This window comes from Kocuria sp. SL71, assembly GCF_026672465.1.
Taxonomy (GTDB): Bacteria; Actinomycetota; Actinomycetes; order Actinomycetales; family Micrococcaceae; genus Kocuria; species Kocuria palustris.
Genome location: NZ_JAPPRE010000001.1, coordinates 1,230,890 through 1,250,209, shown reverse-complemented (window position 1 = coordinate 1,250,209; position 19,320 = coordinate 1,230,890). Strand labels below are relative to the sequence as shown.

Below are 19,320 nucleotides of genomic sequence, written 5' to 3'. Positions count from 1 at the left end.
ACAGTACTGCGAGTGCTCGGAGCGATCCGGGTGCAGTGGACGGCAACGTCCACGGGATGTGGCGCAGCTTGGTAGCGCACCTGACTGGGGGTCAGGGGGCCGCAGGTTCAAATCCTGTCATCCCGACACTGTGATGTCGCACGACATCGGAATAGCCGAACCTACGGTTTTCGTAGGTTCGGCTATTCGTGTTTCTGGGGACTGGTGCGTTGTGGTCCGTAGGGCTTGCCGGTGGGCTGGTAATCGCGGTTCGGGTTGAGGTTGAGTTCGCGGAGGATCTCGCCGGTGGCGGCGTCGATGACCCGGATGTGAAGGCCGTGCACGAGCAGCAGGACGTAGGTTCCTGCGTAGGTTCGCCCGATGCCGATGTGGTGCAGTCGGCTGTTGTGCCGCAATATGAAGCGCCCTGGGTTTGGTTCCGAGCTTCCTGAAGGAGAATCGGATCATGCCCAAGAAGTTCACCCCCGAGTTCCGCGAACGAGCTGTGCGGATGGTCTTCGAGCGCCAAGCTGCCGAGGGAGGCCCACGAGCGGCCTCCATCCGAGTGGTGGCCGAGTCGCTGAGCTGTGGGCCCGAGACCCTGCGCGCCTGGTGCAACCAAGCCATCACAGCAAGCATAGCCAACCCCGCAGCCCCCACTGACGAGAGCCTGGGCGAAGAGAATCGCAGGCTGCGTCGAGAACTCGCCGAAGCCCGCCGCGCCAATGAGATGGCGGATTCAAGCGGTGAGCGCAAGGAACTCTGCGAGCTTCTCTGATGGTGTCAGATAGCCCAATGTCTTCCGAGGGCGTCCGTTGAGACTGTCCTGGATCATGTCGAGTTCCCTGCGGCTGAGGCCGCTGAGGTCGGTGCCTTTGGGGAGGTACTGGCGCAGCAGGCCGTTGGTGTTCTCGTTGCTGCCGCGCTGCCAGGGCGAGTGAGGATCGCAGAAGTAGATCGGAATGCCCGTGGCGGTAGTGAACGCAGCATGCTTGGCCATCTCCGCGCCCTGGTCCCAGGTGATCGTTCGGGCCAAGGAGGACGGCAGCTTGCTGACCGCCTCGCGCATTGCTGCCTCGACCTGCTCGGCGCTCTTGCCATCGGGCAGGTGCAGCAGCAATGTCATCCGTGTCGAGCGCTCGACGAGCGTCCCGACAGCGCTGCGGCTGCCCTGACCAAGGATGAGGTCACCCTCCCAATGCCCGGGCACTGCACGGTCGTCGGCTTCGGCAGGGCGCTGGCTGAGCATCACCATGCCGGGGATGCGGCCACGACCCTCGATGGCCCCGCGAGGCTTGCGAGCCGTCCTTCCGGACCGCAGGCACCGGGCCAGTTCACGGCGCAACTCTCCTCTGCCCTGCACGAACAGCGACTGGTAGATCGTCTCGTGGCTCACACGCATCTGCGGATCATCGGCATGATCCAACCGTAGGCGCACCGCGATCTCGTCGGGCGACCACAACTGCTCCAGCCGACTGGCGACCTCCTCGAGCAGTCGGCCGGGCCTGAGCTTGAACGGCTTCGGCCGACGAGTCTGCTGGCGGGCACGTTCATGTGCGCGCCAAGCCGAGTATTCGCAGCGGCCTCCGCCGCGCTTGACCTCACGGCTGATGGTGGACACCGTTCGCCCCAGCTGCCCGGCGATCGCGGTGAATGTGTCGCCACGATTGATCCCCAGAAGGATCTGCTCGCGCTCATCGATCGTCAGGCAGCCCTGGCGTGGTTTCCAGCCGAGCGGTTTGGCATCGAGGTGCCTGCCGCTCCGGGCCATGACCCCGACCATCGGCGCGCTGCAGCCGATCTCCTTGGCGATATCGACCAGCCGCCAGCCCCTCGCGTGCAACCTGAGCGCCAGCTGCTTCTGCTCCCGGCTGAGATGACCGTGCTTGCCCTGCATCCGGATCCTCCTGTGGTCAGTGACTGTCCCATCTCACAGGAGATGTTGCGCTGACCGCTTGAATCCGCCGATCCTGAAGAAGGCCTCGGCTTTTTTCGCAGCGGAACTCGACCGCCCCACGACGAGATGATCCGGTTCATCGACAAGAACCGCGACGATTTCGGGGTCGAGGCCATCTGCCGCGTGATGCACGAAACAGAATGTAGGTTCATCACCTCCCGGGCCTACCGGGCTGCGAAAACACGACCGGCCTCAGCTCGTGCTCTGCGTGATCAATCACTGATCCCGGAAATACAGCGCGGCCATGCGCAGAACTATGGTGTCTACGGGGCGCGGAAGATGTGGCATGCGATGCGCCGAGCCGGCTGGGACCTGGGCCGCGATCAGGTCGCACGCCTGATGCGCAGCGCCGGGCTGCACGGGGTCCGCCGGGGCCGCAAGCCCAACACCACCCGTCCAGCCCAGGCAGATGATCATCGCCCGGACCTAGTCCAGCGCGACTTCACGGCCGCGGCTCCGCATGAGCTCTGGGTCGCCGACATCACTTATGTGCGTCTCGTGTCGGGATTCTGCTATGCCGCATTCATCACGGATGTCTGCACCCGCAAGATCGTCGGCTGGTCGGTCGCTTCAACGCTGCACACCGAACGCCTGCCGCTGCTGGCTCTGGAGCACGCATTATTGACGACAGGAGCGCGGCGAACGGCTTTTGGATTGATGCATCATTCGGATTGAGGATCTCAATATGTGTCTATTGCCTATTCGATGTTTTGATCGCGGCGGGTGTGACTGCTTCGGTCGGTACGGTCGGGGATTCCTATGACAATACGTTGGCTGGGACGGTCAATGGTCTCTATAAGACCGAGATTATCTACGCCAAGCGTGTCTGGTCCTCGGCTACTGCGGTGGAGATCGCGACGCTGGACTGGGCCCGTTGGTGGAACACCGCCCGTCTGCACGAAGGACTGGCCTGCCGCACCTCGGTGGTGGTCGAGGCGGCCTACACTCACGACCAAGACGTAGCGCCCGTTGCGTCCTGACCTCGGAACGAAACCCAGGACGCTTCAGTCCTGACGGCGGCTCAGCGCGCTTTTTGGCCAAGTGCCTCCTCGCTTCAGGTGGGCCCGATTCGGCCGTGCAGGCCACCCCGAGCCGCTGTGGTCGCTCGGAAAACGCGACGAGTCGGCCTCAGACAGCAGTCGCGACCCATTCCGCCACATCCGGCCCGCGCAGCTCAGCATCGCTCAGCGCCAGCAGCGTCCCATCCCCGAAGGCCGGCAGGGACGGCGGGATCGTCACGACCCGGCGCTCGTCGCCGCGCGCCTCGAGCAGGCCGCGGGTGAGCTCCGGCAGACGGGCCTGCTCGGGACCGGCAACGGCCAGCGGCTGGATCAACCAGTCCTCTGCATGCGGTTTCCTGCTCTGACTTCGAGACGGCATTCGGCTTGAGGGTGAACTCCATCCACTGGGCCGATCGAATCAGCGTGGGCGGCGCCTCCGCTCAGGCAAGCGATTCCTTCCGGGCCCGACCAGCTTGTCGTCGGGGTCATCGGGGAAGCGGCTGGACGTGTCGATCACGGCGTCGATTCGTGGCAGGGCGTCGTCGAGCCTCCGGCCGACGCAAACCCACCCCAGTGGACCACAACAGATCCGATCTGGAGCCCGGCGTGGTGCACGTCACCGCCCAGGCCCTCGGTGACAATGGCGAGGTCCTGGCCACCGGCGCGCCGCCGGGCTGACGGACCGACGGGCTCTGGCCCGCTGTCGAGAGCCCAGCCCGCCGCGTGTGACCGGCGACGACCGAGCCCCCGGAGCACCTGGAGCACCCCTATGAACATCGCCATCATCGTTCTCTACCTGATCGCCATGGTCGCGATCGGGCTTATCGCGGCCCGTCGGGCCCGCAGCGCGGAGGACTACCGCGTGGCCGGGCGGCGGCTCGGGCCGGTGTTCTACACCGGGACCATGGCCGCCGTCGTCCTGGGTGGCGCCTCCACGGTCGGCGGCATCGCGCTGGGGCACACGTACGGGCTGTCCGGGATGTGGCTCGTGGTCGCGATCGCCGTGGGCGTGCTGACGTTGAGCCTGTTCTTCGCCGGGCGGATCGCGTCGCTGAAGATCTATACGGTCTCCGAGATGCTGGCGCTGCGCTTCGGGGCGGGCATCGCCTCGCGGGTCTCCTCGATCGTGATGCTGGCCTACACCGTGATGCTCGCAGTGACGTCCACGTCCGCCTACGCCTCGATCTTCACGGTCCTGTTCCCCATGGGGCGGACCTCGGCCATCCTGCTGGGCTCGCTGGTGGTCATCGCGTACTCGTGCCTGGGTGGCATGTGGTCGATCACGCTCACGGACATGATGCAGTTCCTGTTCATGACGGTGGGCATCTTCGCGATCCTGCTGCCCTTCTCGCTCAGCGCGGCCGGCGGCTGGTCGGGCCTGGGCGAGCGCCTGGATGCCACCTACTTCTCCCTGGACGGCATGGGCTTCCAGTCGATCATCACGATGTTCGTGGTCTACGGCTTCGGCATGCTGATCGGGCAGGACATCTGGCAGCGCGTGCTGACCGCGCGCTCGCCGCAGACCGCGCGATGGGGCGGCGTCCTCTCTGCGGTCTACATCGGCATCTTCGGCGTGGCCGGTGCGGTGATCGGCATGGCAGCCGCCATCCTGATGCCCGGCCTCGAGGTGTCCGACGACGCCTTCGCCCGCATGGCTGTGGAGCACGTCCCCGCGGGGCTGGGCGGCATCGTCCTGTCGGCCGGTGTGGCAGCCATGATGTCGACGGCCTCCGGCGCGCTGATCGCCGCGGCCACGGTGGCCCGCGTGGACGTGCTGCCGATGCTGAAGGGTGCCGTCTCCAGCACGGACGGTGGCGAGGAAGAGGTCTCCGGCGACCGACGCTACATGATCGTGCTCGGCGTGGCCGTGACGATCTTCTCGGTGCTGGTCCCGGACGTGGTCACCGCGCTGACCATCGCCTACGACCTCCTGGTCGGCGGGCTGCTGGTCGCGATCCTGGGCGGGCTCACCTGGCGGCGCGGCAATGCGGTGGGGGCGGCGAGCTCGATGGTCGCCGGTGCGATCGCCGTGGTGATCGGGATGATCGCCTTCGGCGTGATGGCCAATGCGCCGATCTACATCGGCCTGGCGGTCTCGGCGGTCGTGTTCGTGGTCGTCTCGCTGGCCACCCGGCCCACGGATCCCGAGGTGCTGCGGGTCTGGGACGAGCGGCTGGCGGCTCGGGAGAGCGCTGCTCCGGAGGAGCGGGCCTCCGCGGCCTGATCAGCCCGACGACGGCGGGGTGTGCACTTCAGCGGTGCACGCCCCGTTCTTCGCTGAGCTCTCAGTCCTCGAGCACCCCGACGGCGACGGCCAGGTCCTCCCAGGACATGCCCGTGCCCTTGAAGACATTCGGGCGGTCGTCGCGCCGTGCGACCTCGCCCGTGAGGAGGCTGCGCAGGGGGACGAGGTCGGACTCGGCCAGGGCGCCGTCGTCGAGGGCCATGACCACGTCACCGGCCTCGCGCAGTGCCGCCGCCGGATCCTCGACGACGACCAGAGACCGGCCCATCAGCGACGAGTCGAGCTCGCGGCGATCCGGTTCGTGCGAGCCCATGGCGATCACGCAGGCGCCATCGGGCACCAGGGAGCCGTCGAGCAGCGGCTCGGCAGCGGAGGTGGCGCACACGACGATCTCCGCCTCGGCCACCGCATCGGCGGTGCCGGCGACGACCTGCGGGCCGAGCTGGCCCAGCTCGGCGACCAGATGCTCGACCTTCTCCGGGCTCCGCCCCACGATCGTGACGCGCTCGAGCGGGCGGATCGCCAGCATGGCGTGCACGTGCGCCTCGGCCTGCGGGCCGGTGCCGAACACCACCAGATGCTTCGCCTCGGCCGGAGCGAGGTCCTCGGCGACGGCCGCCGAGACGGCCGGGGTGCGCAGAGTGGTCAGCGCGGCGCCGTCGAGCAGGGCCGTGGGCGTGAGGGTGCGGGTGTCCATCAGGAGGTAGGTCGCCTGGATGCGCGGCAGGCCGAGCTGCGCGTTCTCGGGGGACACGGTGGCGACCTTCACGCCCGTCCACTGCGTGAGCGTCGAGGGCATCAGCAGCACGTGCCCGGCCCCGGCCGGGACGCCGATGCGGTGCGGATCCTCGGAGGGGTCGAAGCCGTCGAGGATCGCCTGCCGGATCAGCCGACGGGCGCGATCGGGGGAGATGCGCTGCGCGATCTGCTGGGCGGTGAACCACTCGGGCTGGGTGTCGCTCATGGCGAGGCTCCTTCGCTGCGGGGCGGGTGCTTCGAGGAACGCTACGGGCGTTCACTGGACGTGAGTCGGTAGGGCTTGAGCTGTCGGACCCTCGCTCCACAATGGTAAGAGGAATCACAGCAGAAGGAGACCTCCGCATGACCGCCGCATCCGCCACCACCGACCCCGTCATCGTCGGAGGCGCTCGCACGCCGTTCACCCGGCTGCTCGGGGCTCAGGCTTCGCTGAGCGCCGTCGAGCTCGGGACCGCCGCGATCCGCGGGGCTCTGGAGCGTTCCGGGGTAGGGGCCGAGTCCGTGGACACGGTGCTCATGGGCCAGGTCGTCCAGGCCGGCGCCGGTCAGAACCCGGCGCGCCAGTCCGCTATCGCCGCGGGCATCAACCGGGACGTCCCCGCCATGACCATCAACAAGGTCTGCCTCTCGGGACTTGCCGCGATCATCGACGCCGCCCGTCTGGTGCGCCTGGGGGAAGCCTCGGTGGTGGTCGCCGGCGGCCAGGAGTCCATGACCAACGCTCCGCACCTGCTGCCGGGCTCTCGCACCGGGCACAAGTACGGGACCGTGGGGTTGCTGGACTCCGTGGCCCACGACGGCCTCACCGACGCCGACACCGGCGAGTCCATGGGCCTGCTGACCGAGCAGGGCAACGTGCAGCGCGGCCTCAAGCGCCCCGAGCAGGACCAGGCTGCGGCAGCCTCGCACCAGCGGGCCGCCGCCGCCCAGGCGGACGGGATCTTCGCCGACGAGACCGTCCCCACCGAGATCCCGCAGCGCAAGGGCGATCCGGTCAAGGTGAGCGCCGATGAGGGCGTGCGCGCCGATGCCACCGCCGAGTCGCTGGGCAAGCTGCGCCCTGCCTTCTCCCAGGACGACGACGCCTCCGTCACCGCCGGCAACTCCTCGCCGCTGACGGACGGGGCGGCCGTGGTGATCGTGACCTCGCGGGCCTATGCGGAGGAGCACGGACTCCAGATCCTGGCCTCGATCTCCGGGGCCGGGCAGGTGGCCGGACCGGATACCTCGCTGCATTCCCAGCCGTCGAACGCCATCAAGGCCGCGCTGTCCAAGGCCGGGTGGACCGCAGAGGAACTGGACTTCATCGAGATCAATGAGGCCTTCGGCGCCGTCGTGTGCCAATCGCTGGCAGATCTCGACTACCCGCTCGAGAAGACCAACATCCACGGCGGGGCGATCGCCCTGGGCCACCCCATCGGCGCCTCGGGCGCCCGCCTGGCGCTGACGGCGGCCTACGAGCTGAGCCGACGCGGCGAAGGCAAGGCTGCGGTGTCCCTGTGCGGCGGCGGCGGGCAGGGCGACGCGCTGCTGCTGAGCCGGTGAGGGGACGTGCGCTCGCGGTGAGGCCTCACAGCCGCACGTGCTGCAGGGTGTCCGCGGGAAGCTGACGCGCCTCGGGGCGGGCATCGGCGGGATCGTCGTGCGGGTCGTCGTCGGGGTGATCGTCGAGCCCGAGCGCACGTGCGGCGGTCAGGGAGCGCGAGGCCAGGAACTGGCCGAGCAGCCCGCCCATCGACAGGCAGAAGGCGGTGACGGCTCCGGCGATCAGCTGGCCCCCGGAGCCGTCCACGCCGAAGATCGTGCCGAGCATCCCCTGGTAGATGTACAACCCCGGGAACAGCGGCAGCAGCGCGATCATCATGGACGCATTCGACGGCAGCCCCAGTGAAGGAGCGGCGCGCACGCAGATCGCCCCCACCACCACAGCGGCGGCCAGGATCGCCACGAAGGAGCTCAGCCCGACCGCTTGAGCGATCAGCACGAGCAGCTGCACGAGACCGCCGAGCGCCGCGAGCGAGACCAAGCGGATTCCTCGCCCGCTGCTGGCCAGCCCGTAGCCGCCGGATACCAGCACGGCGCCGGTGATGGCGGTGGCCCAGGTGACGCCGTCGGGGCGCAGAGCCTCGATGTAGGCCACCGACTCCCCGACGAACGGCGCCATCAGGTGGATCCCCAGCGCCACGCCGGCCACGAGCCCGGCGGTGCGCGAGGCGATGTCCATGACGCGTCCGGCGGCGGAGAGGTACCAGCCGGTGATCATGTCCTGAGCCGCGCCGTAGGCGGTGATCCCGGCCAGCCACGCAGCCAGCGCGGCCACGATGCACAGGGCTGTCTGGGCGTCGTCGATCACAGCGGTCGCGGCGGTGGCCCCGAGCACTGCGGTGAGACCCGCGGCGGCCAGGGAGAAGATGCCGGGGGAGCGCAGGTGCTGCATCACGGCGAAGGCGGTATAGGCGGCCACCGACAGCATCCCGGCGCACATCGTCGTGGCCGCGGTTCCGCCCATGAGCAGGCAGAACCCCACACCCAGGAGGCTGAGCCCGGCTGCGGGGATCGCATGCCGGGCGCCGGTGTGCTGAGCGCTGCCGGGGCCGTCGGCCTCCCGGGACTCGAGCTCGGCCAGGCACTCGCGTACGGTGCGCCGACCTTGGGCGAGGTCGTCGAGCGTGGCCGTGATGCGCCGACGCAGCTCGAGGTCAAGGGAGCCCGGCGGCGCCTCGGAGACGTGGGTGATCGCAGCACTCGTGCCGCGACCGGGGCGGCTGAGGATGATCTGGCCCATGGTCACCCCGACGGTGGCGTCGTCCACTCCGGCGCTGCGCAGTGCACGCTGCAGGCACGTGGTCGTGGCGGCGGAGCTGGCCCCGCCGCGGATCAGCGCCTCGCCCAGCAGCACGGCCAGGCGGAAGGCGTCGTCGTCTCGTGAAGGCATGGCCAGGACGCTAGCGACGCCCCCGGCGCAGGGGCTGGGCCAGCGGTGCTCAGCACCGGCGGGCGGAGTGTGAATCGTCTGGACTGCGCCTTTCCCGCTCCTGACGACGCCCCGCCTGTCGCGCTAGGGCATGTCTCCTTTATCGGCGTAGCCATGTCAGGATCGCGCTGATCACGACCGCCGCCCGATAGGTGATCGCGAGCTTGTCGTAGCGCGTTGCTAATCCTCGCCACTGTTTGACGTAGGCAAACGAGCGTTCCACGACGTTGCGGTTCCGATAGGCACCAGCATCGAACGTCGGCGGCCGTCCATCCTTACTCCCGCGTCTCTTTCGGCTCGCGACCTGGTCCTTCTTCTCCGGGATCACTGCCCGAATGCCTCGCGATCGCAGGTACTCGCGATTCGCCCTGGACCCATAAGCACGATCAGCGAGAACGGTATCCGGACGAGTGCGAGAGCGACCGCCACCAGCCCGCGGCACTCGAATATCGGCAAGGACCTGCGGCAGGATCACCCCGTCGTGGCGCTGTCCACCGGTGACCACCACTGCCAGGGGGCGGCCATTGCCGTCGACGGCATGATGGATCTTCGTCGTCAGCCCACCGCGCGAGCGACCGATGCCATGCCCGGTCGGCTCACACTCCTGATCGGGCAGATTCTTGTAATTCGACGTAGCCCCTGTGTCTTGGTCAGGGCGCGTCGTGTTCGTTGCATGCTGGTGGCCACGATTGATGGTGCCATCCACGGAGACGTTCCAGTCGATATCACCGGCAGCATCAGCATCAGAAAGTACGTGGGCCAGCACCCGGTCCCAGGTGCCATCGGCGGCGTAGCGGCGGTGACGTTTCCATACCGTCTGCCAAGGCCCGAAGTGCTCACGGGGCAGATCGCGCCAGGCGATGCCGACACGGTAGCGGTAGACGATTCCCTCGACGATTCGACGGTTGTTTTCAAACGGTCGGGCTCTTTTGCCGGCATTCGAAGGTAGGAGAGGTTCAATCTTCTCCCACTGCTCATCAGTGAATACTCGGTGTCGTTGCTTCGTAGTCACAACACCACCGTGTCAGTACTGGAATGGTCAATAAAGGAGACACGCCCTAGCCCGGCACGCGTCGTCGGCGCCTACCCGTCAACCCTCCTCAACGAAGAAGAGGCCCGCCATGAGCTCCCCCGACCGTTCCTCAACTCCTGCGGCGACCGCCGACCCCGTGCTTGCCCGGGCCATGAAGCCCGTGAACTACGTGGTGGAGCGGTTCATCCCCTCCGCGCTGATCTTCGCGATCGTCCTGACACTGGTGGTTGCGGTCATGGCACTGGTCCTGACCGACTCCGGCCCAGTGACCGTTGTCATGGGGTGGGGGACGGGACTTTCGGGGCTGCTGGAGTTCATGACCCAGATGGCGCTGGTGCTGCTGCTCGGCCACGCCCTGGCGAGCACTCGGCCGGTTCGGGCGCTTCTCGCACGGCTCGCCGGCATCCCGCGGTCGCCGCTTGCGGCCTACGTGTTCGTGTTCGTGATCGCTGCGGTGGCGTCACTGATCACATGGGGCTTCGGCCTGGTGGTCGGCGGTCTGCTCGCGCGCGAGGTCGCCGCCGGGTTCTCGCGCCGCAGCAGGCCGGTGAGCTTCCCCATGCTCGTGGCCTCCGGCTTCTCCGGCTTCGTGGTGTGGCACATGGGCTACTCGGGCTCGGGGCCGCTGACCGCGGCAACTCCCGGCTCGTTCATCGAGAAGCAGGTGGGCCACGTCATCCCCATCTCGCAGACCACGTTCTCGTGGTGGAACATCACGGCTACGGTGGCCACCGTGGTGCTCGTCGCCTTCGCCCTGTGGCTCGTGGCGCCTCGGGCCGTGCCCGCGAGTCACGCGGTGACCGCAGACGCGCTCGCCGAGTCCGACCAGCGCATTGCCACCCCCGAGGTGGAAGTGCCCGCCGACCGCCTCGACGCCTCACGCATCCCCACCCTGCTCGTGGGCCTCGCCCTGGTGGCCTACCTGGTCATCCACTTCACCGGCGGCACCGTGACCCTGAACATTGTGAACTGGATGTTCCTGGCGCTGATCTTCCTGCTCTCCCGCAACGCGTTCGAGGTCATGGCGCTCGTCAAGAACGCCGCCTCCAACGTGGGTGACATCCTGCTGCAGTTCCCGCTCTACGCCGGGATCATGGGCATCATGACGGCCAGCGGGCTCATCCAGGTGCTCTCGGACTCCATCGTGGAGGTCGCCTCCCCCCAGACCCTCGGCTTCCTGGCCTTCCTCTCCGCGGGTCTCGTGAACTTCTTCGTCCCCTCCGGCGGTGGACAGGTGGCCATCCAGGCGCCCATCCTCCTCGACGCCGCCGCCCGCCTGGGCGTGGACCCGTCCGTGATCATCATGTCCGTGGCGTACGGCGACCAGTGGACCAACATGATCCAGCCCTTCTGGGCCCTGCCCCTGCTGGCGATCGCCGGGCTGAAGATCCGGGACATCCTCGGCTACACCACCGTGGTGCTGGTGGTCTCCGGGGTGGTCTTCGGGGCGACCATGCTGATCGTGGGCGCGGGGGTCTGAGGACGACGCCGCACGGTCCCGTGCCGCGCGTGGGTGGCGGGGAGCGACGTCGTCCGCGGTCTCACCGGACCATGCGGACCTCGCGCAGGTCCTCCAGCCCGGGATCGGTCAACGAGGCGCTGTCCGCCCGGAACCCGTTGCGCTCGTAGAAGCGGATGGCGCGTGGATTGGCCTCCGCGACCCACAGCTGCGCGGGCTCCCCGCCGAGAACGGCGTCGAGCAGGGCCTGTCCCGCGCCCGTGCCGTGGTGCTCGCGGAGCACATAGAGCAGGTGCAGGGCGTGCTCGCGGGCGGGGTCGTCTTCGCGGGGCTGCCCAGTGCCCGCGAAACCGATGATCGTCTCGCCCACCACGGCCACCCTAACCCGTACACGGCGGGACGGTTCTGCGAGCATCCGGGTCCACGTCTCCTCCCGACGGCGCAAGGCGTCGTCGTCGAAGAACCGCTCCGGCACGAGCCCGGTGTACGTTTCCCGCCACGACTGCGTGTGCACTCTCGCGATCCCCGGGGCGTCTTCGGGGACGGGTGTACGCACGGTGAAGGGGGTGCCGGTGGTCATGCAGACATTCTGGCCGCCGCCCGCACCGGCTGACACCCCCGGACGGCGGACCCGGCGGTGGAGAGGAGCGCGCACGCGTTCCCACCACCTGCAACAACGGAGCAAGTGCAGTTCCGGGGTCGCAGTTCTGCGTTTGCTCCGTAGTCGCAGGGGCGCCCCGTCTGGACCGGCGGCTTCAGCGAGAGCGGTGGCCCCGGCAGGCTCACTGAAGCCCCCTCCCGCCTCCTGCATTAACAGAGCAAGTGCGGTTTTGCGGCCGCAATTCGGCATCTGCTCAGTTGTTGCAGGGGTGCGGGCGGTGGAGGGGGGCGACGACGCCGCTACGCCAGGATCGCGCGCACGCCCGCCTCGAACTCGGCGGCCATCGTGGCGGTGGGGAGGTCCATCGACTCGCGGGTCTGCTGGGCGGTCACGGATCCCAGGGTGAAGCGGACCAGGGTGAGCGCGGCCGTCTCGGCCGGGGCGGGGTCCATGCCCGCGCGGGTCAGCGCCGCGGTGAGCAGGGGTGTGGGCTGCATGCCCGAGGGGTCCAGCGCGTGGGCCACGCTCACCACGTCCGCGCCGTCTCGCACGGCGAGCACCGCGGAACGGAACCGGGCGATGAGGAGGGTGGCGTCGTCGTCGGCGACTGCCGGGGAAGTGCCCGCGGGAGAGGCTCCTGTGGTGGGAGCGCCTGTGGAGGAGGTGCTCAGCGGGGCGACCATGCGCTGCGCGAGGACTGCCAGCAGCTCCTGCTTGTTCGCCACGTGCCAGTACAGGGCGCCGGGCTGCACGCCCAGCTCGCGGGCCAGGCGGCGCATCGAGAGGTCCCCGAGCCCGTAGGTCTGCAGGATGTGCCACGCGGCGTCCACCACCTGGCCGCGGTCCAGTGCCACGGTGTCCCTCCCTGCTCTCGTGCCCGGGTGCGGGCCACGCGGAAACTCTACCGAGCGTACGTGGGGTGGGAGCGACGTCGTCGTGACCAGGACAGCGGCGCGGCAGCGCCAGGCCGCGCGCCGCCTCTCGCAACGGCCGCCCGGGAAATTGACAATCCTGAACACCGTTCAATAATTGAACAATGTTCAAGAACCCTGCCGAGCTGGCCGAGCGCGTCCTCGCCGGCGACCCCGTGACCCCGGACGAAGCCCTCGAGCTGCTGCACACCGACGACCCCGGCATGCTGGACCTCGTGGCCGCCGCCGCCCGGCTGCGCCGCGAGCACTTCGGGATGACCGTGAAGGTGAACTACCTGGTCAACCTGAAGTCTGGGCTGTGCGCCGAGGACTGCGGCTACTGCTCCCAGCGCCTGAACGCCGGGACGGACATCCTCAAGTACTCGTGGCTGAGCCCCGAGAAGGCCGTGGAGCAGGCCGAGTACGGCATCCGCGGTGGCGCGAGCCGCGTGTGCCTCGTGGCGAGCGGCCGCGGCCCGTCCAACCGAGAGGTGGGCAACGTGACCCGCACCGTGGAGGCGCTCAAGGAGCAGCACCCGGACGTGGAGGTCTGCGCGTGCCTGGGCCTGCTCAAGGACGGCCAGGCGGAGACGCTGAGCGGCGCGGGCGTGGACGCCTACAATCACAACCTCAACACCGCCGAGTCCCACTACGAGTCCATCTGCTCCACCCATACCTACCAGGACCGCGTGGACACCGTGGAGCGCGCGAAGGACGCCGGGCTCTCGCCGTGCTCCGGGCTGATCGTGGGCATGCGGGAGACAGACGAGCAGCTCGTTGAGGCGCTCTTCGCGCTGCGGGAGCTGGGCTCGGACTCCGTGCCGGTGAACTTCCTCATGCCCTTCGACGGCACGCCCCTGGCAGGCACGTGGCAGCTGAGCCCGCAGAAGTGCCTGAAGATCCTCTCCGTGGTGCGCTTCGTGTGCCCGGATAAGGAGATCCGCATGGCCGGCGGCCGCGAGATGCACCTGCGCTCCCTGCAGCCCCTCGCCCTGCACGTGGTCAACTCCCTCTTCCTGGGCGACTACCTCACCTCCGAGGGGCAGGCGGCAAAGGCGGACCTGGACATGGTTGCCGACGCCGGATTCACCGTCCTCGGCGCGGGTCCGTTGAGGGAGCACGACGACACGGTGCCCGCCGACACCTCGAACGGTGCGGCACCCGAGCAGGCCGCGGCGGGCCAGGCAGGTTCGACGGGCCCCGCGACCACGCCCTGCGGGTCCACGTGCGGAACCGGTGGACCTGCCGGTTCCGATGCCGCCTCGGGCGGCCGTCCGGACCCCTCCGACCCGGTCTCTTCCGGTCAGGGCGACGACGCCGCGGTGCCCTCCGCCGCCCCGGGCCCGGTTCCGACCCCGCCAGCTGCCCCCGCCCCCGTGTCTGCGGCGCTCGCCGCCCTGCTGAGCTCGGGCGAGGGACCCGAGCGCGACGAGGACGACACCCGGGTGAGGATCGAGCTGAGCCCGACCGTGCGGCGTCGCGGTGCGGGGACCTCGGTGGCGCCGAATGCCTGACCCGGCACCGCAGATCACGCACGACACCGCGCCCGCCGAGAGCAGCGGGGAAGCTTCTTGCCCCACCGCGGGTGCCGTGGCAGATACGGCAGAACAGGGTGACGACGCCGCGCAGCCCACCCGCCTCGCCGCCCGTGACCGCGGGCTGCTGTGGCACCCCTACGCACCGCTGGACGGGCCCGCACCCCACGCGGTGCTGGCCGCGGAGGGCGTGACCCTGACCCTGGAGACCCCTGAGGGGGACCGGATCCGGGCGATCGACGGCATGGCCTCGTGGTGGTGCGCGGTGCACGGCTACCGCAACCCGGAGCTGGACCGCGCCGCCGTGGACCAGATCACCGAGTTCTCTCACGTGATGTTCGGCGGTCTCACGCACCGCCCGGCCGTGGAGCTGGCGGAGCTGCTGGTGGAGGTCACCCCGGCCGAGCTGCAGCACGTGTTCTTCGCGGACTCCGGCTCCGTGAGCGTGGAGGTCGCGCTGAAGCTCGCCGTGCAGTACCAGGCGGCCCTCGGGCGGCCGGAGCGCCGTCGCATCCTGACCGTGCGCGGCGGCTACCACGGGGACACCACTGGCGCCATGAGCGTGTGCGACCCCGAGGGCGGAATGCACGCCGAATTCTCCGGGCTGGTGGCGGAGCAGCTGTTCGTGGCACCGCCTCCGCGGCGCACCCCGGCGTAGGTCCGGGTACGAGGATCCCGAGGGGTTGCGGTCCCCGGAGAACCTCGGTGCGGCGGCCTCGGACACCGCTGGTTTCGTGCCTTCCGGGGACACCGAAGGGCCAGGTGGGAGCGGCGCGCAGGGCGCGGGAGCGCCGTCGTCGTCCGGGGCCGTGGACTGGGACGCCGACGACGCCGCCGTTGAGGCGTGGATCGCGGACGTGCGCAACGTCGCCCGCGCCCACCGGGACGAGCTCGCCGGGATCATCGTGGAACCCGTGCTGCAGGGCGCGGGCGGGATGCGCACGTACGACCCGCGGTGCCTGCGGGTGCTGCGAGAGCTGGCGGACGAGCTGGACCTGGTGTTCATCGTGGATGAGATCGCCACGGGCTTCGGCCGCACCGGGAAGTGGTTCGCCAGTGAGTGGGCGGACGTGGTCCCGGACGTGATGTGCGTGGGCAAGGCGCTGACCGGCGGATACATGTCCCTGGCGGCGGTGCTCGTGTCCGAGGCCGTGGGAGCGGTCATCACGGCGTCGGAGCAGCGCGCGCTGATGCACGGGCCCACGTTCATGGCGAACCCGCTCGCGTGCGCCGTGGCCCTGCAGTCCGTGCGGATGCTGCGGGACTCCTGGTGGGCGAACGTCTCCCGGATCGAGGAGACCCTGCGGGAGATACTGCCCGTGGCGGCGGAGCTGCGCGTCGTGAAGGACGTGCGGGTCATCGGCGCCGTGGGGGTCGTGGAGTTCCACGAGGCCCCGGACCCGGAGCTGCTCACCCGCGCGGCTCTGGAACAGGGGGTGTGGTTCCGCCCGTTCGGACGCCTGCTCTACACCATGCCCCCGTACGTCTGCACGGACGAGGAGGTCCGCACCATCGCCTACGCCCTGCTGCGGGCCGCGCAGGAAGTGGAGCTGACGGGCGGGGGATGGGCATGACGGTCGGTCCCCTTGACGACTGGCTCCGCGCTCGCGGCGAGCAGCGCGCGGAGGCGGGACTGCGACGTCGGCTGCGGACGCCGCCCCGGGCGTGCGTGGACCTGGCCTCGAACGACTACCTGGGGCTCTCCCGGGACCCGCGCGTGGTGGCCGCCGCCCAGCACGCGCTGGGGGAGCACGGCACAGGCTCTCGGGCCTCCCGGCTGGTGACCGGAACCCTGGGGGTCCACGAGGTGCTGGAGCGCGAACTGTGCGAGCTCACTGACCAGCCCGTCGCGCTCGCGTTCTCCAGCGGGTACGCCGCGAACACCGGGGTGCTGACGGCGCTGGGGGACGCGGACACGCTGATCGTCTCGGACGCCCACGCGCACGCGTCCCTGGTGGACGGGGCACGGCTGTCCCAGTCGCCGGTGCGGATCGCGCGGCACGCGGACGTCGCGCACGTGGCGCAGCTGCTGGCGGAGCGCGCGGAGGCGCGCGCCGTCGTGGTCGTGGAGTCCGTGTACTCGGTGTGGGGCGACCACGCGCCGCTCGCGGAGCTGGCCGCGCTCTGCCGCGCCGAGAACGCGCTGCTGCTCGTGGACGAGGCGCACGGGATCGGGGTAGCGGGCGGCGGCCGGGGGCTCGTGCACGAGCTTGGTCTTGCGGGATCGCCGCACGTGGCCGTGACCATGACGCTGTCCAAGGCGCTCGGCGCGCAGGGCGGCGCGGTGCTCGGGTCCGAGGCGCTGCGCGAGCACCTGGTGAACACGGCGCGCCCGTTCATCTTCGACACCGCCCTCGCGCCCGCCTCTGCCGCTGCGGCCACGGAGGCCGCGCGGATCGTGCGGGCGCACCCCGAACTGGTGGAGACCCTGCACGAGCGGGCGCGGTTCGTGGCCTCCGCGCTGGGCACCCCGCCGGCCCGCGCGGCGGTGCAGTCCCTCCCGGTGGCCTCCGCGGAGTCGGCCGTGCGGGCAGCGGAGGTGATCCGTTCCCGGGGCGTGGTGGTGGGGTGCTTCCGCCCGCCCTCGGTCCCGGACGGCATCAGTCGCCTGCGCATCACGGCTCCCGCGGACATGGAACTACACGTTCTGGCCCGGGCGTTGGACACCGTCCGGGACGTGGTAGGGGACGAACCGCAGGGCGTGTGAGGGGCCGCTCACCCTGCGGAGGAACTGCCCGCCGCCGCGTCAGCCACGTCCAGCGCACGTGGCCGCACTGCTTTCACTCTGACAGGAGAGACCATGACCACCAATCCCCTGGGCGACCTCGTCGCCTCCCTGGGCCACGCCGTCGTCGTGACGGGAACCGACACGGACGTGGGCAAGACGTACGCCACGGCGGCGCTCACGGTCTCCGGGTGGAACGTGGGCCGGCGGCGGATCGCGGTCTACAAGCCGCAGCAGACCGGGATACGGGGCGGGGAACCGGGGGACGTTGACGACGTCGCCCGGCTGGCTCGCGCCGCCGGCGTGCCTTCCGAGGCACTCACCACCGCCGAGGGCCAGCGTCTCACCGAGCCGATGGCCCCGCCTCCCGCGGCGGCGATCGACGGGGTGGAGCTGCTCCCGCTCTCGGAGCACGTGATGAAAATTGTGGAATTACAAGAATCCCACGACCTCGTGATCGTGGAGGGCAGCGGGGGTGTGCTCGTGGAGCTGGACGGGGACCGGCGCACGATTGCGGACCTGGCAGTGGCGTTGCAGGAGGCTTGTGGGGAGCCAGGCGGGGCGGCCCAAACGGGCCGAGCGGCGGCCGAAACCAGCGGCCAGTTGAGTTCTCCCGAGACGTCCGAGCCCGTGAACGCGGTGGAACGTGACGGGGGGACGGTGAGCACTGTGCTGGTGGCGCGCCCGGACCTCGGGACGCTGAACCACACGCTGCTGAGTCTGGAGGCGCTGCTGCACCGCGGCGTCGAGGTGGCCGGGGTGGTGCTGGGCAGCTGGCCCGCCGACCCCGACCGCCTCGCGACCTCCAACAGGGAGTACCTCGCGGACCTGCCACCCGTCGCGGGCCGACGCGTTCCCCTCCTGGGCGCGGTTCCGCGTGGTTGGGGCGGGGCCGCATAGGAGCGGACGGGCGAAAAGAGGGGGACCGCCGTCGTCGTCCTAGCCACTCCGCCCACCCGAGCAGGCACCGGCTGCAAAAACTGAGCAAGTGCAGATCCGGGGCCCCAAAACTGCACTAACGGAGCAAACGCAGGCCCGGCGGCGCAGGTGTGCACTAGGGCGTGTCTCCTTTATTGACCATTCCAGCACTGACACGGTGGTGTTGTGACTACGAAGCAACGACACCGAGTATTCACTGATGAGCAGTGGGAGAAGATTGAACCTCTCCTACCTTCGAATGCCGGCAAAAGAGCCCGACCGTTTGAAAACAACCGTCGAATCGTCGAGGGAATCGTCTACCGCTACCGTGTCGGCATCGCCTGGCGCGATCTGCCCCGTGAGCACTTCGGGCCTTGGCAGACGGTATGGAAACGTCACCGCCGCTACGCCGCCGATGGCACCTGGGACCGGGTGCTGGCCCACGTACTTTCTGATGCTGATGCTGCCGGTGATATCGACTGGAACGTCTCCGTGGATGGCACCATCAATCGTGGCCACCAGCATGCAACGAACACGACGCGCCCTGACCAAGACACAGGGGCTACGTCGAATTACAAGAATCTGCCCGATCAGGAGTGTGAGCCGACCGGGCATGGCATCGGTCGCTCGCGCGGTGGGCTGACGACGAAGATCCATCATGCCGTCGACGGCAATGGCCGCCCCCTGGCAGTGGTGGTCACCGGTGGACAGCGCCACGACGGGGTGATCCTGCCGCAGGTCCTTGCCGATATTCGAGTGCCGCGGGCTGGTGGCGGTCGCTCTCGCACTCGTCCGGATACCGTTCTCGCTGATCGTGCTTATGGGTCCAGGGCGAATCGCGAGTACCTGCGATCGCGAGGCATTCGGGCAGTGATCCCGGAGAAGAAGGACCAGGTCGCGAGCCGAAAGAGACGCGGGAGTAAGGATGGACGGCCGCCGACGTTCGATGCTGGTGCCTATCGGAACCGCAACGTCGTGGAACGCTCGTTTGCCTACGTCAAACAGTGGCGAGGATTAGCAACGCGCTACGACAAGCTCGCGATCACCTATCGGGCGGCGGTCGTGATCAGCGCGATCCTGACATGGCTACGCCGATAAAGGAGACATGCCCTAGCCCGGGCCTACGTGCGCCGATGCGCGATGTGCCTCCTCGTGCGCAAACAAGCACATAGGCATTGGGGTTGGTGGGGCGTGGGATCAGGCGGAGAGGCCGCGCCTCAGCG

The 19,320-nt window shown here is 69.2% G+C and carries 16 protein-coding genes, 1 tRNA gene, 2 pseudogenes and 1 other annotated feature; of the genes and pseudogenes, 11 read left to right on the top strand and 8 right to left on the bottom strand.

The genetic code is table 11. The features are described 5' to 3' along the window. Positions 1-52 precede the first annotated feature (52 nt). Positions 53-126, top strand: a tRNA-Pro gene (locus tag OVA15_RS05610). 56 nt (positions 127-182) lie between these two features. Here the strand turns inward: OVA15_RS05610 and OVA15_RS05605 are convergent. Continuing rightward, entirely contained in the window at positions 183-395 is a 213-nt protein-coding gene (locus OVA15_RS05605; protein ID WP_268143661.1) for a hypothetical protein, read from the bottom strand. A 50-nt stretch (positions 396-445) separates the two neighbouring features. Here OVA15_RS05605 and OVA15_RS05600 point away from each other — a divergent pair, with 50 nt between their 5' ends. Further along, positions 446-757: a transposase gene (locus tag OVA15_RS05600; RefSeq protein WP_268143659.1), complete on the top strand. Its 312-nt coding sequence runs from the start codon at positions 446-448 to the stop codon at positions 755-757. Here OVA15_RS05600 and OVA15_RS05595 read toward each other — a convergent pair. After that, positions 719-1,876, bottom strand: coding sequence for an IS30 family transposase (locus OVA15_RS05595; protein ID WP_053446838.1), 1,158 nt, complete (start codon positions 1,874-1,876; stop codon positions 719-721). The two genes, OVA15_RS05600 and OVA15_RS05595, sit on opposite strands and share 39 nt — an antisense overlap. Before the next feature lie 87 nt (positions 1,877-1,963). Continuing rightward, positions 1,964-2,060: a sequence feature (AL1L pseudoknot), on the top strand. Here OVA15_RS05595 and OVA15_RS05590 point away from each other — a divergent pair. After that, positions 1,967-2,916 (top strand): annotated as a pseudogene (locus OVA15_RS05590) (IS3 family transposase); the annotation flags it as partial. It overlaps the preceding feature by 94 nt. Positions 2,917-3,064: 148 nt before the next feature. Here the strand turns inward: OVA15_RS05590 and OVA15_RS05585 are convergent. After that, on the bottom strand, positions 3,065-3,271 hold the full coding sequence (locus OVA15_RS05585; protein ID WP_268143655.1) for a hypothetical protein: 207 nt from the start codon (positions 3,269-3,271) through the stop codon (positions 3,065-3,067). Positions 3,272-3,706: 435 nt separating this feature from the next. On the opposite strand from OVA15_RS05585, the gene OVA15_RS05580 reads away from it, so the two are divergent. After that, a complete protein-coding gene (locus OVA15_RS05580) occupies positions 3,707-5,161 on the top strand; it encodes a sodium:solute symporter (RefSeq protein WP_268143654.1) in 1,455 nt (484 codons plus the stop codon). Between the two features lie 61 nt (positions 5,162-5,222). Here the strand turns inward: OVA15_RS05580 and OVA15_RS05575 are convergent, their stop codons facing one another. Continuing rightward, positions 5,223-6,146 carry an ornithine cyclodeaminase family protein gene (locus tag OVA15_RS05575; RefSeq protein ID WP_268143652.1) on the bottom strand — a complete coding sequence of 308 codons (924 nt, stop codon included), beginning with the start codon at positions 6,144-6,146 and terminating at the stop codon, positions 5,223-5,225. Positions 6,147-6,283: 137 nt separating this feature from the next. Here OVA15_RS05575 and OVA15_RS05570 point away from each other — a divergent pair, with 137 nt between their 5' ends. Further along, positions 6,284-7,486 carry an acetyl-CoA C-acetyltransferase gene (locus tag OVA15_RS05570; RefSeq protein ID WP_268143650.1) on the top strand — a complete coding sequence of 401 codons (1,203 nt, stop codon included), beginning with the start codon at positions 6,284-6,286 and terminating at the stop codon, positions 7,484-7,486. Between the two features lie 25 nt (positions 7,487-7,511). On the opposite strand, the gene OVA15_RS05565 is transcribed toward OVA15_RS05570, so the two are convergent. Both OVA15_RS05565 and OVA15_RS05560 read right to left on the bottom strand, forming a co-directional pair. Beyond that, positions 7,512-8,876 carry a threonine/serine exporter family protein gene (locus tag OVA15_RS05565; RefSeq protein WP_268143648.1) on the bottom strand — a complete coding sequence of 455 codons (1,365 nt, stop codon included), beginning with the start codon at positions 8,874-8,876 and terminating at the stop codon, positions 7,512-7,514. Positions 8,877-9,015: 139 nt separating this feature from the next. Then, complete coding sequence (locus OVA15_RS05560; protein ID WP_206391343.1) at positions 9,016-9,927, bottom strand: IS5 family transposase; 912 nt, start codon at positions 9,925-9,927, stop codon at positions 9,016-9,018. A gap of 109 nt (positions 9,928-10,036) precedes the next feature. On the opposite strand from OVA15_RS05560, the gene OVA15_RS05555 reads away from it, so the two are divergent. Next, complete coding sequence (locus tag OVA15_RS05555; RefSeq protein WP_024289466.1) at positions 10,037-11,428, top strand: short-chain fatty acid transporter; 1,392 nt, start codon at positions 10,037-10,039, stop codon at positions 11,426-11,428. Positions 11,429-11,489: 61 nt separating this feature from the next. On the opposite strand, the gene OVA15_RS05550 is transcribed toward OVA15_RS05555, so the two are convergent. Then, entirely contained in the window at positions 11,490-11,987 is a 498-nt protein-coding gene (locus OVA15_RS05550; protein WP_024289465.1) for a GNAT family N-acetyltransferase, read from the bottom strand. 320 nt (positions 11,988-12,307) lie between these two features. After that, positions 12,308-12,862 carry a TetR family transcriptional regulator gene (locus OVA15_RS05545; protein ID WP_024289464.1) on the bottom strand — a complete coding sequence of 185 codons (555 nt, stop codon included), beginning with the start codon at positions 12,860-12,862 and terminating at the stop codon, positions 12,308-12,310. A gap of 182 nt (positions 12,863-13,044) precedes the next feature. On the opposite strand from OVA15_RS05545, the gene bioB reads away from it, so the two are divergent. The 5 genes and pseudogenes from bioB (at position 13,045) to OVA15_RS05520 (ending at position 19,195) form a co-directional block, all read left to right on the top strand. Continuing rightward, positions 13,045-14,433, top strand: a complete 1,389-nt coding sequence (bioB, locus tag OVA15_RS05540) for a biotin synthase BioB (RefSeq protein WP_024289463.1) — start codon at positions 13,045-13,047, stop codon at positions 14,431-14,433. Between the two features lie 76 nt (positions 14,434-14,509). Next, positions 14,510-16,028 (top strand): annotated as a pseudogene (locus tag OVA15_RS05535) (aspartate aminotransferase family protein). Further along, a complete protein-coding gene (locus OVA15_RS05530; RefSeq protein ID WP_024289461.1) occupies positions 16,025-17,161 on the top strand; it encodes an aminotransferase class I/II-fold pyridoxal phosphate-dependent enzyme in 1,137 nt (378 codons plus the stop codon). The pseudogene OVA15_RS05535 and the gene OVA15_RS05530 overlap by 4 nt, the downstream one beginning before the upstream one ends. A gap of 93 nt (positions 17,162-17,254) precedes the next feature. After that, positions 17,255-18,079 (top strand): ATP-dependent dethiobiotin synthetase BioD, encoded by an 825-nt coding sequence (gene bioD, locus OVA15_RS05525; RefSeq protein WP_137803218.1) that lies wholly within the window; start codon positions 17,255-17,257, stop codon positions 18,077-18,079. Positions 18,080-18,283: 204 nt separating this feature from the next. Then, on the top strand, positions 18,284-19,195 hold the full coding sequence (locus OVA15_RS05520; protein WP_206391343.1) for an IS5 family transposase: 912 nt from the start codon (positions 18,284-18,286) through the stop codon (positions 19,193-19,195). The last annotated feature ends 125 nt before the right edge of the window (positions 19,196-19,320 follow it).

Excerpts from the sequence above, each read along its gene's own strand:
- OVA15_RS05595 (WP_053446838.1), bottom strand. The coding sequence starts at position 1,876 with ATGCAGGGCAAGCACGGTCATCTCAGCCGGGAGCAGAAGCAGCTGGCG.
- bioD (WP_137803218.1), top strand. The coding sequence starts at position 17,255 with ATGACCACCAATCCCCTGGGCGACCTCGTCGCCTCCCTGGGCCACGCC.
- OVA15_RS05565 (WP_268143648.1), bottom strand. The coding sequence starts at position 8,876 with ATGCCTTCACGAGACGACGACGCCTTCCGCCTGGCCGTGCTGCTGGGC.
- OVA15_RS05580 (WP_268143654.1), top strand. The coding sequence starts at position 3,707 with ATGAACATCGCCATCATCGTTCTCTACCTGATCGCCATGGTCGCGATC.
- OVA15_RS05570 (WP_268143650.1), top strand. The coding sequence starts at position 6,284 with ATGACCGCCGCATCCGCCACCACCGACCCCGTCATCGTCGGAGGCGCT.
- OVA15_RS05575 (WP_268143652.1), bottom strand. The coding sequence starts at position 6,146 with ATGAGCGACACCCAGCCCGAGTGGTTCACCGCCCAGCAGATCGCGCAG.
- OVA15_RS05550 (WP_024289465.1), bottom strand. The coding sequence starts at position 11,987 with ATGACCACCGGCACCCCCTTCACCGTGCGTACACCCGTCCCCGAAGAC.
- OVA15_RS05530 (WP_024289461.1), top strand. The coding sequence starts at position 16,025 with ATGACGGTCGGTCCCCTTGACGACTGGCTCCGCGCTCGCGGCGAGCAG.
- bioB (WP_024289463.1), top strand. The coding sequence starts at position 13,045 with ATGTTCAAGAACCCTGCCGAGCTGGCCGAGCGCGTCCTCGCCGGCGAC.
- OVA15_RS05555 (WP_024289466.1), top strand. The coding sequence starts at position 10,037 with ATGAGCTCCCCCGACCGTTCCTCAACTCCTGCGGCGACCGCCGACCCC.
- OVA15_RS05600 (WP_268143659.1), top strand. The coding sequence starts at position 446 with ATGCCCAAGAAGTTCACCCCCGAGTTCCGCGAACGAGCTGTGCGGATG.